At 66.9% G+C, this 14,258-nt stretch carries 13 protein-coding genes and 1 pseudogene; 9 read left to right on the top strand and 5 right to left on the bottom strand.

The window, feature by feature from the left end; translation table 11 throughout:
• Nucleotides 1-8: 8 nt before the first annotated feature.
• A complete protein-coding gene (locus tag AZL_RS30795) occupies nt 9-626 on the bottom strand; it encodes a metal-dependent hydrolase (protein WP_086935512.1) in 618 nt (205 codons plus the stop codon).
• A 368-nt stretch (nt 627-994) separates the two neighbouring features.
• Between AZL_RS30795 and AZL_RS30785 the strand changes: the two genes are divergently transcribed.
• Together AZL_RS30785 and AZL_RS30780 are read left to right on the top strand one after the other, a co-directional pair.
• On the top strand, nt 995-1,600 hold the full coding sequence (locus tag AZL_RS30785; protein ID WP_012978277.1) for a hemerythrin domain-containing protein: 606 nt from the start codon (nt 995-997) through the stop codon (nt 1,598-1,600).
• 104 nt (nt 1,601-1,704) lie between these two features.
• Nucleotides 1,705-2,250: pseudogene (locus AZL_RS30780) on the top strand (alcohol dehydrogenase catalytic domain-containing protein); the annotation flags it as partial.
• 73 nt (nt 2,251-2,323) lie between these two features.
• On the opposite strand, the gene AZL_RS30775 reads toward AZL_RS30780, so the two are convergent.
• Nucleotides 2,324-3,634, bottom strand: a complete 1,311-nt coding sequence (locus AZL_RS30775) for an MFS transporter (protein ID WP_012978275.1) — start codon at nt 3,632-3,634, stop codon at nt 2,324-2,326.
• A 180-nt stretch (nt 3,635-3,814) separates the two neighbouring features.
• Here AZL_RS30775 and cyoA point away from each other — a divergent pair, with 180 nt between their 5' ends.
• From cyoA to AZL_RS30740, 7 genes are all read left to right on the top strand, one after another.
• A complete protein-coding gene (gene cyoA / locus AZL_RS30770) occupies nt 3,815-4,939 on the top strand; it encodes a ubiquinol oxidase subunit II (RefSeq protein ID WP_012978274.1) in 1,125 nt (374 codons plus the stop codon).
• 14 nt (nt 4,940-4,953) lie between these two features.
• On the top strand, nt 4,954-6,951 hold the full coding sequence (cyoB, locus tag AZL_RS30765; protein ID WP_012978273.1) for a cytochrome o ubiquinol oxidase subunit I: 1,998 nt from the start codon (nt 4,954-4,956) through the stop codon (nt 6,949-6,951).
• Between the two features lie 23 nt (nt 6,952-6,974).
• A complete protein-coding gene (gene cyoC, locus AZL_RS30760; RefSeq protein ID WP_012978272.1) occupies nt 6,975-7,613 on the top strand; it encodes a cytochrome o ubiquinol oxidase subunit III in 639 nt (212 codons plus the stop codon).
• The gene (cyoD, locus tag AZL_RS30755; protein WP_012978271.1) at nt 7,610-8,029 is read left to right on the top strand and encodes a cytochrome o ubiquinol oxidase subunit IV; all 420 of its coding nucleotides are present in this window, start codon (nt 7,610-7,612) and stop codon (nt 8,027-8,029) included. Before cyoC ends, cyoD begins: the two co-directional genes overlap by 4 nt.
• A complete protein-coding gene (locus AZL_RS30750) occupies nt 8,026-8,796 on the top strand; it encodes an SURF1 family protein (RefSeq protein WP_012978270.1) in 771 nt (256 codons plus the stop codon). The genes cyoD and AZL_RS30750 overlap by 4 nt, the downstream gene beginning before the upstream one ends.
• A 76-nt stretch (nt 8,797-8,872) precedes the next feature.
• Entirely contained in the window at nt 8,873-10,180 is a 1,308-nt protein-coding gene (locus AZL_RS30745) for an ATP-binding protein (RefSeq protein WP_012978269.1), read from the top strand.
• The gene (locus AZL_RS30740; RefSeq protein ID WP_012978268.1) at nt 10,167-10,721 is read left to right on the top strand and encodes a response regulator transcription factor; all 555 of its coding nucleotides are present in this window, start codon (nt 10,167-10,169) and stop codon (nt 10,719-10,721) included. Before AZL_RS30745 ends, AZL_RS30740 begins: the two co-directional genes overlap by 14 nt.
• Before the next feature lie 24 nt (nt 10,722-10,745).
• Here the strand turns inward: AZL_RS30740 and thiD are convergent, their stop codons facing one another.
• The 3 genes from thiD to folP all read right to left on the bottom strand — a co-directional run bounded on the left by thiD (nt 10,746) and on the right by folP (nt 14,218).
• Nucleotides 10,746-11,561: a bifunctional hydroxymethylpyrimidine kinase/phosphomethylpyrimidine kinase gene (gene thiD, locus AZL_RS30735; protein ID WP_012978267.1), complete on the bottom strand. Its 816-nt coding sequence runs from the start codon at nt 11,559-11,561 to the stop codon at nt 10,746-10,748.
• Nucleotides 11,558-12,931 carry a phosphoglucosamine mutase gene (glmM, locus tag AZL_RS30730; protein ID WP_012978266.1) on the bottom strand — a complete coding sequence of 458 codons (1,374 nt, stop codon included), beginning with the start codon at nt 12,929-12,931 and terminating at the stop codon, nt 11,558-11,560. Before glmM ends, thiD begins: the two co-directional genes overlap by 4 nt.
• 129 nt (nt 12,932-13,060) lie before the next feature.
• Nucleotides 13,061-14,218: a dihydropteroate synthase gene (folP, locus tag AZL_RS30725; protein WP_012978265.1), complete on the bottom strand. Its 1,158-nt coding sequence runs from the start codon at nt 14,216-14,218 to the stop codon at nt 13,061-13,063.
• Nucleotides 14,219-14,258: the final 40 nt, after the last annotated feature.

Genomic DNA, 14,258 nt, shown 5'->3' with positions numbered 1-14,258 from the left:
GCCGGGATTCAACCCTTCAACGGCTTCGTCCGGCCGCCTTCCGACGGCTTGCGCAAGGGGACCGGCGGGGCCGCCTTTTCCGTGCCGCCCTCCCCCAGATAGGTCTGGGCGGCGGCGACGACCGAACTCAGGGACTTCTGCAACGGCAGGTCCGACCAGCCTCCGGCGAACAGTCCGGAGATCATCCAGCCCGCCATCAGCGTGACCGCCAGCTGTTCGGAAAAACCGCCGGTCTTCAGGATCGGCAGCGCGAAATTGCGCCGCCGCTTGATCGGCCACAGCAGCGGCAAGCCGGCCGGGGTCAGCAGATCGCCGGCCAGATGGGTGAGATAGCCGACGATGAAGGGGATCAGCAGACGCTGATAGGCCGCATGCTCGTGCAGGATCCACAGGCAGCCGGCGATGGCAAGGGCGGAATGGGTGACGCCGCGATGGCCGAAGATGCCGGAGATCGCGGTGGACAGTGGCCTAACCATCTGTCCCAGCGTCGATTTCGGGTGGTCGATGTCCGGCGCCAGCGCTCCCAGAATCGCCGCGCCGAAGGCGACCGCGTCGAAGGTCATCCCATACCGGCTCGACAGGTAGAACCAGGTGGCGCCACCGACGATTATGTGAGAGGACGCCATCACCGTCGGGTCACCGGGGGGCCTGAAGCTGGTCTCTGCCGGGATGGCGCCTGCGCCATGCCCGCAATAGGGGTAGCCTGACCTTAGAATACTCTCCGCCTCCAGAACAATAATCCTGGCGGAACCGAGGGATTCCCAAAACGCATAACCTCCATGCGTTCGTCAACGGTGCGATGCCGAGCGACGATTTCCTCCTCCCTTGGGCGCGCTTGCCGACGGCTCCCGCAAAATCCCGCGATCGCGCCTGTTCTTCATCGCCCTGATGCGGCTCCACCTGCTGGTGACGACCGTCCGCCCGCGGCCGGAACGCCGGTCCTGCGCGCCTGTTGGGGAGCCGGAGAAGCCAACCAACGGGAAGGACCCACGAAATGGCACGCGGTTCTGAAGCAGACCATTGGAATGAAGAGGATACGGGCTGGCTGTCGGCGCGCGGGCTGGCGATGATGGCCGGCGGAGCGGCGCTGGCGCTGGTGGCGAGCCGGCTGCTGCCGCCGGTGGTTGCGCAATTGGCGGGGACCGCCCGCCATGCCGCCGGCCGCGACGGCATCGACGCGCTGATCGACGACCACCGCAACATCCAGTCCCTGCTGGCCGAGATGGTGCAGACCCCGATGGATGCGCCGGGCCGCCGCACCCAGCTGCTGCTGCGCCTGAAGCGCCGGCTCGCCGCCCACGCCATGGCGGAGGAGGACGTCGTCTATCCGCTGCTGCACGACCAGGCGCGGAAGGAGGAGGACGCCAGGCATCTCTATGGCGAGCATGCCGAGATCAAGATGCATCTGTTCGCCCTGGAACAGACGCCGAAGGACGATCCGCGCTGGCTCGCCGTGGCGCTGGACCTCAAGCGCATCATCGACGGCCATGTCCGGCAGGAGGAGGAGATCGACTTCCCCGCCCTGCGCAACAGCCTCGACGACGGCCAGACCGCCCGCATGTCCGGCGGCGTCGCCCGCGAAAAGGCGCTGATCCTCTGACCCCTCCCCCCTTCCGACCAGGGGCTGGAGTGAGGCGGAACGCTCCGGCCGCCGGCCCTGTTGCCGAAGATCACCATACACACGGCTGACAGGGAAACGCATCGATGAGAGCACTGGTCTGGCATGGCGCCAATGACATCCGCTACGACACGGTTCCGGATCCGGTGATCGAGCATCCGCGCGACGCCATCGTCAAGGTGACGACCTGCGCCATCTGCGGGTCCGACCTGCATCTGCACGACCATGTCATGCCGGGCATGGAGAAGGGCGACATCATCGGCCATGAATTCATGGGCGAGGTGGTGGAGGTCGGGGCCGAGGCCAGAAGCGCGCTGAGGACCGGCGAGCGGGTGGTGGTTCCCTTCACCATCTGGTGCGGCGACTGCGACCAGTGCCGGCGCGGCAACTATTCGGTCTGCGAACGCACCAACCGCAACAAGGCGCTGGCCGACAAGGTCTTCGGCCACACCACCGCCGGGCTGTTCGGCTATACCCACCTGACCGGCGGCTATGCCGGCGGGCAGGCCGACTATGTGCGGGTGCCCTTCGCCGACCGCACCCATATCAAGATTCCCGACGGGTTGACCGACGAACAGGTCCTGTTCCTGGGCGACATCTTCCCCACCGGCTGGCAGGCCGCGGCCCAGTGTCTGCGGTTCCAGTCCCCGGCTTCCTGACCGCCGCCCGCCCGCCGTAAGCATGGCGGGCGGGCGGCGGGAGCCGTCAGGAGGACAACGTCTTGTTGATCCTGAGCGCCACCAGCGTGCAGACCGCGCCCGACAGCAGATAGAGGCCGGACGCGATCAGCCCGAAATGGCTGGACAGGAACAAGGCGACGAAGGGGGCGAAGCCGGCCCCGAACAGCCAGGCCAGATCGGACGTCATCGCCGACCCGGTGTAGCGGTATTGCTGGCTGAAACCCGACGCCACCGACCCCGAAGACTGGCCGAAGGACAGGCCGAGGATGACGAAGCCCAGCACCATGAACACCAGTTCGCCGATCTTGCCGGCGTCGAGCAGCATCGGGGCGAAGCCGCTGAACACCGCGATCGCCGCGGCGCAGGTGCCGAGAAGCGTCCGCCGCCCGACCCGGTCGGCGATGAAGCCCGAGGCGATGATGGCGAACGTACCGAAGACGGCGGCGATCACCTCGATCATCAGGAAGACCCCGGTCTCCTGTCGGGCATAGAGGAAGATCCAGGACAGCGGGAAGACGGTCACCATGTGGAACAGGGCGAAGCTCGCCAGCGGGGCGAAGGCCCCGATCACCACGCGCCTGCCTTCCATCTGCAAGGTTTCCAGCACCGGCGCCGGCTGGAGTTCGCGGTTCAGGAACAGGCGTTCGAACTCCGGCGTCTGCACCAGCCGCAGGCGGGAGAACAGGGCGACCACATTGATGGCGAAGGCCACGAAGAAGGGATAGCGCCAGCCCCAGTCGAAGAAATCCTCCGCCGACAGGCTGTTGACCATGTAGGCGAACAGGCCGCTGGCCACGATCAGGCCGATGGGCGCGCCCAGCTGCGGGATCATCGCGTACCAGCCGCGCCGGTTCTCCGGCGCGTTCATCGCCAGAAGCGAGGCCAGCCCGTCCCAGGTGCCGCCCAGCGCCACACCCTGCCCGACGCGCGACAGCGCCAGCAGCCAGGCCGACGCCACGCCGATGGTCTCGTATCCCGGCAGGAAGGCCAGCGACACCGTCGACCCGCCCAGCAGGAACAGGGCGATGGTCAGCTTGGCGCTGCGCCCGTAGCGGTCGTCGACGGCCATGAAGATGAAGGTGCCGATCGGTCGCGCGACGAAGGCCAGCGCGAAGATCGCGAAGGACCAGAGCGTCCCGGTCAACGGATCGACATAGGGAAACACCAGCTTCGGGAAGACGATCACGGAAGCAATGGCGTAGACGAAAAAGTCAAAGAATTCGGACGTCCTGCCGATGATCACGCCGATGGCGATCTCTCCGGGGTTCACCCCGTGATGCCGCGCGTTCACCAGCCTCGCATCCCGTTCAACCGCCGCGATCGATGAAGTCATCATGTCGGCTCCGGCTGCGTAATTTCGCTTGCGATGATCCGTGGATCATACAATATGTCACCTCAATAGTCGGTGATCTGTCAAGCGCGCAGGAGTGGGGCATTGGACAAATTGTCCAATGTCGCCGCTGGGGCATGGACGCTAGCTGTCTCCCCAAAGCAAACCTTTGATACAGGTCCTGCCTTGAGCCGTTATCGCGCAATCGCCCTGCTGCCATTCATGGCGGCGTTGAGTGGCTGCAACCTGGTCGTGCTGAACCCGGCCGGCGACGTTGCCAGCCAGCAGGGTGACCTTGTGGTCATCTCCACCCTGCTGATGCTGCTGATCATCGTCCCCGTCATGGCGCTTACCGTGCTGTTCGCCTGGCGTTACCGTCAGTCCAATAACACGGCCCGCTACGAACCGGACTGGGACCATTCGACGCAGCTTGAACTGGTGATCTGGGCCGCCCCGCTGCTGATCATCATCTGCCTGGGTGCCATCACCTGGGTGACCACCCACAAGCTCGACCCCTTCCGGCCGCTCGACCGCATCGCGGCCGACAAGCCGCTGCCCGCCGGCGCCAAGCCGCTGGAGGTGCAGGTGGTGGCGCTCGACTGGAAGTGGCTGTTCGTCTATCCGGAATACGGCATCGCCTCGGTGAACGAGATGGCGGCCCCGGTCGACCGGCCGATCCGCTTCAGCCTGACCGCCTCGACGGTGATGAACGCCTTCTACGTCCCGGCGCTGGCCGGCATGATCTACACCATGCCGGGCATGGAGACGAAACTCCACGCCGTGATCAATCAGCCGGGAACCTACAAGGGCTTCTCGTCCAACTACAGCGGTGCGGGCTTCTCGCACATGCGCTTCGCCTTCCTCGGCCTGTCGAACCAGGATTTCGACGGCTGGGTCGCCAAGGTGAAGTCGGCCGGCGCCCCGCTCGACCGCAACGCCTACATGGCGCTGGAGAAGCCGAGCGAAGCGGTTCCGGTCCAGCATTTCGGCACCATCGATCCGAAGCTGTTCCAGGCCGTCGTCAACATGTGCGTGCGTCCCGGCACCATCTGCATGAGCGACATGGCCGCCATCGACCGCGCGGGCGGACTGAACGCCGGCGGCAAGGCCGCCGCCGACGCGATCCTGCGGGCCAACACGCTGGCCGGTTTCCCGGACACCCAGCAGACCGGCCTGTGCACCGTCGCCGAGGCCGTCCAGGCCGCGACGTCGGACGCCGCCGCAAACGCGGGCGCCGTGCGGCGCCCCACCGTCACGCCGATCAGCGCGTCCGCCACCCTGGCCGGACCGCAGCGGCTGGCCAATCCCTGATCGGGCACACCGGCATGCTTGAGACACTGACGACCTTCCTCTTCGGGCGCCTCAGCCTGGAGTCCTTCCCCTATCACGAGCCCATCGTCGTCGCGACCTTCTTCGCGGTGATGCTGGGCGGCATCGCGCTGGTCGCCGCCCTCAGCTATTTCAAGCTGTGGGGCTATTTGTGGAAGGAGTGGTTCACCACCGTCGACCACAAGCGCATCGGCATCATGTACATGATCCTGGGCCTGATCATGCTGCTGCGCGGCTTCGCCGACGCCATCATGATGCGCGCCCAGCAGGCGATGGCCTTCAACGGGAGCGAGGGCTACCTCAATTCCCACCATTTCGATCAGGTCTTCACCGCCCACGGTGTGATCATGATCTTCTTCGTCGCGATGCCCTTCGTGACGGGGCTGATGAACTATGTGGTGCCGCTTCAGATCGGCGCCCGCGACGTGTCCTTCCCGTTCCTGAACAATTTCAGCTTCTGGATGACCGTCGGCGGCGCCGTGCTGATCATGGCCTCGCTGTTCATCGGCGAGTTCGCGCGCACCGGCTGGCTGGCCTACCCGCCGCTGTCGGGGCTGGAGGCCAGCCCGGACGTCGGCGTCGACTATTACATCTGGGCCTTGCAGGTGGCCGGCGTCGGAACGACGCTGTCGGGCATCAACCTGATCTGCACGATCATCAAGATGCGCGCCCCCGGCATGACCATGATGAAGATGCCGGTCTTCACCTGGACCTCGCTCTGCACCAACGTCCTGATCGTCGCCTCCTTCCCGATCCTGACCGCCGTGCTGGTCCTGCTGTCGCTGGACCGTTATGTCGGCACGCATTTCTTCACGAACGACATGGGCGGCAACCCCATGATGTACGTGAACCTGATCTGGATCTGGGGCCATCCGGAAGTCTACATCCTGATCCTGCCGTGCTTCGGCATCTTCTCCGAAGTGACGGCCACCTTCTGCGGCAAGAAGCTGTTCGGCTACACCTCGATGGTCTATGCGACCGTCGTCATCACCATCCTGTCCTATCTGGTGTGGCTGCACCATTTCTTCACCATGGGCTCCGGCGCCAGCGTGAACTCCTTCTTCGGCATCACGACGATGATCATCTCGATCCCGACGGGCGCGAAGATCTTCAACTGGCTGTTCACCATGTACCGCGGCCGCATCCGGTTCGAGCTGCCGATGATGTGGACGGTGGCCTTCATGCTGACCTTCGTCATCGGCGGCATGACCGGCGTGCTGCTGGCGGTTCCGCCGGCCGACTTCGTCCTGCACAACAGCCTGTTCCTGATCGCCCACTTCCACAACGTGATCATCGGCGGCGTGCTGTTCGGCCTGTTCGCCGGCATCTATTACTGGTGGCCGAAGGCCTTCGGCTTCCGCCTGGATCCGTTCTGGGGCAAGATGTCCTTCTGGTTCTGGGTGATCGGCTTCTATTTCGCCTTCATGCCGCTCTATGTCCTGGGCCTGATGGGCGTCACCCGCCGCCTGCGCGTGTTCGAGGATCCGTCGCTTCAGATCTGGTTCCAGATCGCCGCCTTCGGCGCCGTCCTGATCGCGCTCGGCATCGGGTCCTTCCTGATCCAGATCGCCGTCAGCATCCTGAAGCGCCGCCAACTGGTCGACGTCAGCGGCGACCCCTGGGGTGGCCGCACCCTGGAATGGGCGACCTCCTCGCCGCCGCCGGACTACAACTTCGCCTTCACGCCGGTCATCCACGACAATGACGCGTGGTGGGACATGAAGAAGCGCGGCTATGCCCGTCCGCTCGACGGCTTCCGCCCGATCCACATGCCGAGCAACACCGGCACCGGCATCATCCTGGCCGGCATCAGCACGGCGCTGGGCTTTGGGATGATCTGGCACATCTGGTGGCTGGCGGCGCTGAGCTTCGTCGGGCTGCTGGCGGTCGCCATCAACCATACCTTCAACTACAACCGCGACTTCCACATCCCGGTGGATGAAGTGGTGCGGACCGAGACCGAGCGGACCCGTCTGCTCTCCGGACAGGTGTAAGCATGACGACGACCGTTGATGCCATGCACGGCCGTCACGCAGGGCATGATGCCCCGCGCGACGCCGCCCCGCCCGTCTTCCATGTGAAGGACGAGCACGCCCACGAGGGAGCCAGCACCGCGCTCGGCTTCTGGATCTACCTGATGAGCGACTGCCTCATCTTCGCGGTCCTGTTCGCCACCTACGGGGTTCTCGGCACCAGCTATGCCGGCGGCCCGACGCCGAAGGAGCTGTTCGACCTGAAGCTGGTCGCGCTGAACACCTCGATGCTGCTGTTCTCCTCCATCACCTATGGCTTCGCCATGCTGGCGATGGAGAAGGGCCGCACCGGACAGACCCAGGGCTGGCTCTTCATCACCCTGCTGTTCGGCCTCGCCTTCCTGGGCATCGAGCTGTTCGAGTTCGCCCACCTGATCCATGAGGGCGCCGGCCCCTGGCGCAGCGCCTTCCTGTCGTCCTTCTTCACGCTGGTCGGCACCCACGGGCTGCACGTCACCTTCGGCAGCGTGTGGCTGGTGACGCTGATGATCCAGGTCGCCCGCCGCGGGCTGATCCCGGCCAACCGCCGCCGCCTGATGTGCCTCAGCATGTTCTGGCACTTCCTGGACGTCATCTGGATCGGCGTCTTCACCTACGTCTATCTGATGGGAGCGCTGCGATGAGCACCCACGCGCATAGCGACCACCACGCCCATCACGGCCATGATGACCATCACCATGGCGGTCACGGCGATCACGGTCACCCCGCGGGCGCCCACGGCACCTTCGGCAGCTACATGATCGGGTTCGTCCTGTCGGTGATCCTGACGGTGATTCCGTTCTGGCTGGTGATGAACGGCACGCTGGACAATGTGACCACCACGGTCGTGGTCCTGGCCCTGGCCGTGGTCCAGATCATCGTCCACATGGTGTATTTCCTGCACATGAACGGCCGGGCCGAAGGCGGCTGGTCGATGCTCGCGATGATCTTCACCATCATCGTCGTCGTCATCATGTTCTCCGGTTCGCTCTGGGTGATGTATCACCTGAACCACAACATGATGCCGGGCATGACCAACGACATGAGCAAGATGCCGTGACCGGACTGCCGTCCGCGCCCATCGCGGGCGGCACCGCCGGGAGGGCCCGCCCGCTGTGGGTGCTGGCCCTCTTCGGCCTTCTGGCCCTGGCCGGTATTGCCGGCCTGACCGCCCTCGGCATCTGGCAGCTCGAACGCCGGGTGTGGAAACTCGATCTGATCGAGCGGGTGGATGCCCGCATCCATGCCGCCCCCGCTCCCGCTCCGGGTCCGGAGTTCTGGCCGGCGGTGACGGCGGCCTCGGACGAATACCGCCGGGTCAGCGTGACCGGCCGGCTCCTCAACGACCGCGAATCCCTGGTCCAGGCCGTCACCGATCTCGGCGGCGGGTTCTGGGTGATGACGCCCCTCGTCACCGACGGCGGCTTCACCGTCCTGGTCAACCGCGGCTTCGTTCCACCCGACAGACGCGATCCCGCCAGCCGGGCCGAAGGGCAGCCGCAAGGGGTGGTGACGGTCACCGGCCTTCTGCGCATCAGCGAGCCGAAGGGCGGTTTCCTGCGCGGCAACGATCCCGCCGCCGGCCGCTGGTATTCCCGCGACGTCGCCGCCATCGCCGCATCGGCGGGGGTGGGGCGGACCGCACCCTATTTTGTGGACGCCGATTCCACCCGCAATCCCGGCGGCTGGCCGGTCGGCGGCCTGACGGTGGTCAGCTTCCCCAACAGCCATCTCGGCTATGCGCTGACCTGGTTCGCGCTGGATGTGATGCTGATCGGCGCGGTGCTGGTCCTGATCCGCAGCGAATGGCGCCGCCGGGCGGTTTGAAGGGCCGGGTGGCTTGAAACAGACCTTCCTAAAACTCCCCACCTGCCGCCAACTCTCTATATAAGTTGGTGAACTGATGAACCGGGTGAGGAACAGGACGTCCTTCGTGCGTGATTCCACCGACCGCAAAAACCTGTTCCTGCTCGTCCAACTGCGTTGGCTCGCCGTCGTCGGGCAGATCGTGACGATCCTGATCGTCCATGCGCAGATGGGAATCCGGTTGCCGCTGCTGCCGATGACGGCGGTGATCTTCGTGCTGGTCGCGCTGAACATCGCCAGCCTGATCCAGATCCGCCGCAGTTCCACCATCTCCAACACCCAGCTGTTCCTGGAACTGCTGATCGATGTCTGGGCGCTGACCCTTCAGCTCTATCTCAGCGGCGGCGCCGCCAATCCGTTCATCTCACTCTATCTGCTCCAGGTGGCGCTGGGGGCGGTGCTGCTGGAGGCATGGTCGGCCTGGGCGCTGGTGCTGGTGGCGACCGCCGGCTTCACCTGGCTGATCGGCAACAACCAGCCGCTTCCCCTTCCCCATGGCTATGAAGGCGAGCTGTTCAGCCTGCACATCCAGGGGATGTTCATCTGCTTCGTCCTGGCGGCGAGCCTGCTGGTTCCCTTCCTCACCCAGATCAACCGCAACCTGCGCGCCCGCGACGCCTATCTGGCCGAGTTGCGCCAGCGTTCGATGGAGGAGGCGCACATCGTCCGCATGGGACTGCTGGCCTCCGGCGCGGCGCATGAGCTGGGAACGCCGCTCGCCACCTTGTCAGTGATCCTCAACGACTGGCGCCATATGCCGACGCTGATGGCCGACCCCGACCTGTCGGAGGAGGTGGCGGAGATGCAGAACCAGATCGACCGCTGCAAGACCATCGTCTCTGGCATCCTGATGTCGTCGGGCGAGGCGCGCGGCGAGGGGACGGTGCGCACGACGGTGAAGAGCTTCCTCGACGGTCTGGTCGAGGATTGGCTGTCCAGCCGCTCGCCGGCCCGCTTCGACTATGACAATGCCGTCGGCCCGCAGGAACGGATGATCGCCGACCTCGCCCTGAAGCAGGTTCTGTTCAACGTGCTGGACAACGCGCTGGAGGCGTCGCCGGGCTGGATCGGCGTCGCGGCATTGCGGCAGGGGGACAATCTGGTGGTGGCGGTCAATGATGCCGGCCCCGGCTTCGACCCCGCCATCCTGGAGGAGCTGGGCAAGCCCTACCGCTCGACCAAGAAACGGCCGGGCAGCGGGCTCGGCCTGTTCCTGGTGATGAACGTGCTGCGCAAGCTGGGCGGAACCGTCTCGGCCAAGAACCGCCCCGGCGGCGGCGCCACCGTGACGCTGACCCTGCCGCTGTCCGCCCTGTCGCCGGGAGGCGCCGATGGAGACGACTGAGTTGGAAGAGGACGTCGTCCGCACCCTGCTGATCGTCGAGGATGACGCCTCCTTCGCCCGCGCGCTGCGCCGGTCCTTCGAGCGCCGCCGCTACGAGGTCCATGTCTGCGCCGGGCTGGAGGAGATGCGGGAGATCCTGCGGACGGTGGACCCGGACTATGCGGTGATCGACCTGAAGCTGGCCACCGGGTCGGGCCTCGAATGCGTGAAGGAACTGCACGAGGCGGACGAGGAGACCCGCATCGTCGTGCTGACCGGCTTCGCCAGCATCGCCACCGCAGTGGAGGCGATCAAGCTGGGCGCCTGCCATTATCTGGCCAAGCCGTCCAACACCGACGACATCGAGGCCGCCTTCGACCGCATCGAGGGCGACACCTCCATCGCCCCCACCGCCCGCAGCACCTCGATCAAGAATCTGGAATGGGAGCGCATCCACGAGACGCTGGTGGAGACCAACTTCAACATTTCCGAGACGGCAAGGCGGCTCGGCATGCACCGGCGCACGCTGGCCCGCAAGCTGGAGAAGAAGCGGGTGCCGTGACCGGGCATCCGCTTCTGTGCCTTCTCACGAAAACTCGCGCACCGTGTGCAGGTGGTTGAGCGGGCCGTGGCCGTGGCCGAAGCCGGGCGCGGTCAGGATCGCCGTTTCGACATAGCGGCGCGCCCGCGCCACCGCCTCACCGGTGGTCAGCCCCTGGGCCAGACCGGCGGCGATGGCCGAGGACAGGGTGCAGCCGGTGCCGTGGGTGTGCGGGGTGTGGACGCGCCGGCCCTGGAAAACCGTCTCGCCCTCCTCGGTCAGCAGGAGGTCGTAGAGGGTGTCGTCCTCGAGATGGCCGCCCTTCAGCAGCACCGATTTCGGGCCGAAGCTGAGCAGCAGTTCGGCGGCACGGCGCATGTCATCCAGGTCGCGGATCGGCAGGTCGGTCAGCGCCTCCGCCTCCGGCAGGTTGGGCGTCACCACCTCGGCCAGCGGCAGCAGGCGCCGGCGCAGGGTCAGCACGGCGTCGGGGTCGAGCAGGTGATGGCCGCTCTTGGCGATCATCACGGGATCGAGCACCAGCGGCACATTGACGGCGCGGGCCTCATACTCCGCCGCCACCGCCTCGATCACCGGGGCGTTGGCGAGCATGCCGATCTTCACCGCGTCGGCGCCGATATCCTCCAGCACCAGCTTCATCTGCAAGGCGACGAAGGCGGGGTCGACCGCCACCACGCCATAGACGCCGGTGGTGTTCTGCGCCGTCAACGCCGCGATGGCGGTCATGGCGTAGGCGCCGAGCGCGCTGACCGCCTTGATGTCAGCCTGGATGCCGGCGCCGCCACCGGAATCGGAGCCGGCGACGATCAGGACACGCCCGTTGATGGTGCTCTCAGTCATTGCGCGGCCTCCAGGCTGCGGGCGGCGCTGGCCCGGATGGCGTCGGCGATGTCGCCGACCACGCTGTGCACCAGCACCTCGTCGTCACCCTCCGCCATCACGCGGATGAGCGGTTCGGTGCCGGACTTGCGGATCAGCAGGCGGCCGCCAGACGCCAGACGCCCCTCGCCCTCCTTGATCGCCTGCTGGACGGCGACATCCTCCAGCGGCTTCGTTCCGGTGGCGAAACGGACATTGGTCAGCTTCTGCGGCACCGGATCGAACACCCGGCAGACCTCGCTGGCCGACCGGCCATCGGCCTGGATCAGCACCGCCAGCACCTGCAACGCCGCGATCAGCCCGTCACCGGTGGTGGAATAGTCGGACAGCACGACATGGCCCGACTGCTCGCCGCCGACATTGTAGCCGCGCTCGCGCATCATCTCGACGACATAGCGGTCGCCGACCGGCGTGCGGGCCAGATGCAGGCCGAGGCCGCCGAGATGGCGCTCCATGCCGAGGTTGGACATGACGGTGGCGACGACGCCGCCGCCACGCAGGGTCTGCGCGTGCGCCCAGGAAGTGGCGATCAGGCTCATCAGCTGGTCGCCGTCGATCGGCCGCCCGGCCTCGTCCACCATGATCAGGCGGTCGGCGTCGCCGTCCAGCGCGACGCCGAGATGGGCGCCATGGGCGACGACCTGTTCCTGCAAGGTCTGGGTCGCGGTGGCGCCGCAGCCCTTGTTGATGTTGGTGCCGTCCGGGGTGACGCCGACCGGGACCACGTCGGCCCCCAATTCGTACAGCACCTTGGGCGCGACCTTGTAGGCGGCGCCGTTGGCGCAATCGACGACGATCTTCAGCCCGTCCAGCCGCAATCCGCGCGGGAAGGTGTTCTTCACATATTCGATGTAGCGGCCGGTGGCGTCGTCGAGGCGGCTGGCGCGGCCAAGCGCCGCCGGCGCCGCGAGGTCGGGGCCAAAGGGCAGCGCCATGCGCGCCTCGATCGCCGCCTCGACCTTGTCGGACAGCTTGTAGCCGTCGGGGCCGAACAGCTTGATGCCGTTGTCCTGATAGGGGTTGTGCGAGGCGGAGATCACGACGCCCATGTCGGCGCGGAGCGAGCGGGTCAGCATGGCGACCGCCGGGGTCGGCAGCGGCCCGACCAGCACCACGTCCATGCCCATCGAGATGAAGCCGGCGGTCAGCGCCGGTTCCAGCAGATAGCCGGACAGGCGGGTATCCTTGCCGATCACCACCCGGTGGCGGTGGTCGCCGCGGCGGAACTGGAGCGCGGTCGCCATCGCCACGCGCAGAGCCGTTTCGGCGGTCATCGGATCGATGTTGGCGGTGCCACGGATGCCGTCTGTCCCAAACAGATGTCGCGTCATGAGAACCTCGTACGGAAACCGTCTCCAGCCCGGGATGTCGGAGCGCGGGGCTGTAAGCACAAGCGCAGGATGTTTCTTCGCCCGCCAGCCCGGCGGGGTCAAGACCCCATCGGCGGCTGCGCGAAAGGGTTACGGGCGGGGATGCAGCCCTTCCCAGACGGCGCGGGCCTGGACCGTCTCGGCGACATCGTGGACGCGCAGGATCTGGGCGCCCTGGTTCAGCGTCTCCAGCCCGGCGGCGAGCGAGCCGGCCAGCCGCTCCTTCGGCGGCTCCCCGCGCGACAGGCGGCCGATGAAGGTCTTGCGCGACAGGCCGATCAGGACGGTGCAGCCCAGCGCGTGATACAGCGCGGTGTGGCGCAGGATCTCCAGATTATGCTCCATCGTCTTGCCGAAGCCGATGCCGGGATCGACGGCGATGCGTTCCGGGGCCAAGCCGGCGGCGGCGCAGCGGGCGATCCGTTCCTCCAGCCAGTCGAAGACGTCGAGGGCGGCGTCACGGTAGACCGGGCTGGCCTGCATGGTGCCGGGTTCGCCCTGCATGTGCATGACCACCACCGGGATGCCGGCGCGCGCCACCACCGGCAGGGCCTGCGGATCGGCCAGCCCGGCGATGTCGTTGACGATGCGGGCGCCGGCCATCGCCGCCGACGCCATGACCCGGGCATGGCGGGTATCGACCGAAACGGCGGCCCCCCTCTCCGCGAAATGGCGGATGACCGGCAGCACGCGCCGCTCCTCCTCGGCCGGCGGGACCGGGTCGGCGCCGGGACGGGTGGATTCGCCGCCGATGTCGAGGATGTCGGCCCCGGCGGCCAGCATCGCCTCGCCATGGGCGATGGCGGCGGCGGGGTCGAGGAAATCGCCGCCGTCGGAGAAGCTGTCCGGCGTCACATTGACGATGCCCATGATCAGCGGCCGGTCGAGCGCCAGCCCGGCGAAGGGAGCGCGGGCGCGGGTCAGGGCGCCGAGCTGGCGGTCCAGCGCCTCCGCCACCGCGCGGGAGCGCTCCCAGCCCCAGGCCATGATCTCCGCCAGGGGAGCGAAGGCGCGGTCGATGCGGCTGCCGCCGTCGCGGACGATCAGCTCGGCGGTGGAGAAGGCGAAGCGCCCACCGGCCAGCGGCACCGCCGCCCCCTTGGCCCAGGCGGCGATGGGCATCAGCCCGGTGGGCCGCAGATAGACCCGCACCCCGTCCTCGCCCGCCCAGGGGCAGAAGCCGGCCAGCGACCCGGCGGCCGATTTGGGTGCGGCTTTGGCGGCGGGCCTTGCGGAGAGCGGCGGCATCGGGAATCCCCTTCACGTCACGGGCTGACGATACCGTTCC

This window comes from Azospirillum sp. B510, from assembly GCF_000010725.1.
GTDB classification, from domain to species: Bacteria; Pseudomonadota; Alphaproteobacteria; order Azospirillales; family Azospirillaceae; genus Azospirillum; species Azospirillum lipoferum_B.
The sequence above is the reverse complement of the archived record's forward strand: the minus strand, read 5'-3'. Positions and strand labels throughout refer to the sequence as shown.

Bases quoted from the DNA above. Each gene is read 5' to 3' on its own strand.
- AZL_RS30795 (WP_086935512.1), bottom strand. From the start codon at position 626: ATGGCGTCCTCTCACATAATCGTCGGTGGCGCCACCTGGTTCTACCTG.
- AZL_RS30785 (WP_012978277.1), top strand. From the start codon at position 995: ATGGCACGCGGTTCTGAAGCAGACCATTGGAATGAAGAGGATACGGGC.
- AZL_RS30775 (WP_012978275.1), bottom strand. From the start codon at position 3,634: ATGATGACTTCATCGATCGCGGCGGTTGAACGGGATGCGAGGCTGGTG.
- cyoB (WP_012978273.1), top strand. From the start codon at position 4,954: ATGCTTGAGACACTGACGACCTTCCTCTTCGGGCGCCTCAGCCTGGAG.
- cyoC (WP_012978272.1), top strand. From the start codon at position 6,975: ATGCACGGCCGTCACGCAGGGCATGATGCCCCGCGCGACGCCGCCCCG.
- cyoD (WP_012978271.1), top strand. From the start codon at position 7,610: ATGAGCACCCACGCGCATAGCGACCACCACGCCCATCACGGCCATGAT.
- AZL_RS30745 (WP_012978269.1), top strand. From the start codon at position 8,873: ATGAACCGGGTGAGGAACAGGACGTCCTTCGTGCGTGATTCCACCGAC.
- AZL_RS30740 (WP_012978268.1), top strand. From the start codon at position 10,167: ATGGAGACGACTGAGTTGGAAGAGGACGTCGTCCGCACCCTGCTGATC.
- thiD (WP_012978267.1), bottom strand. From the start codon at position 11,561: ATGACTGAGAGCACCATCAACGGGCGTGTCCTGATCGTCGCCGGCTCC.
- glmM (WP_012978266.1), bottom strand. From the start codon at position 12,931: ATGACGCGACATCTGTTTGGGACAGACGGCATCCGTGGCACCGCCAAC.
- folP (WP_012978265.1), bottom strand. From the start codon at position 14,218: ATGCCGCCGCTCTCCGCAAGGCCCGCCGCCAAAGCCGCACCCAAATCG.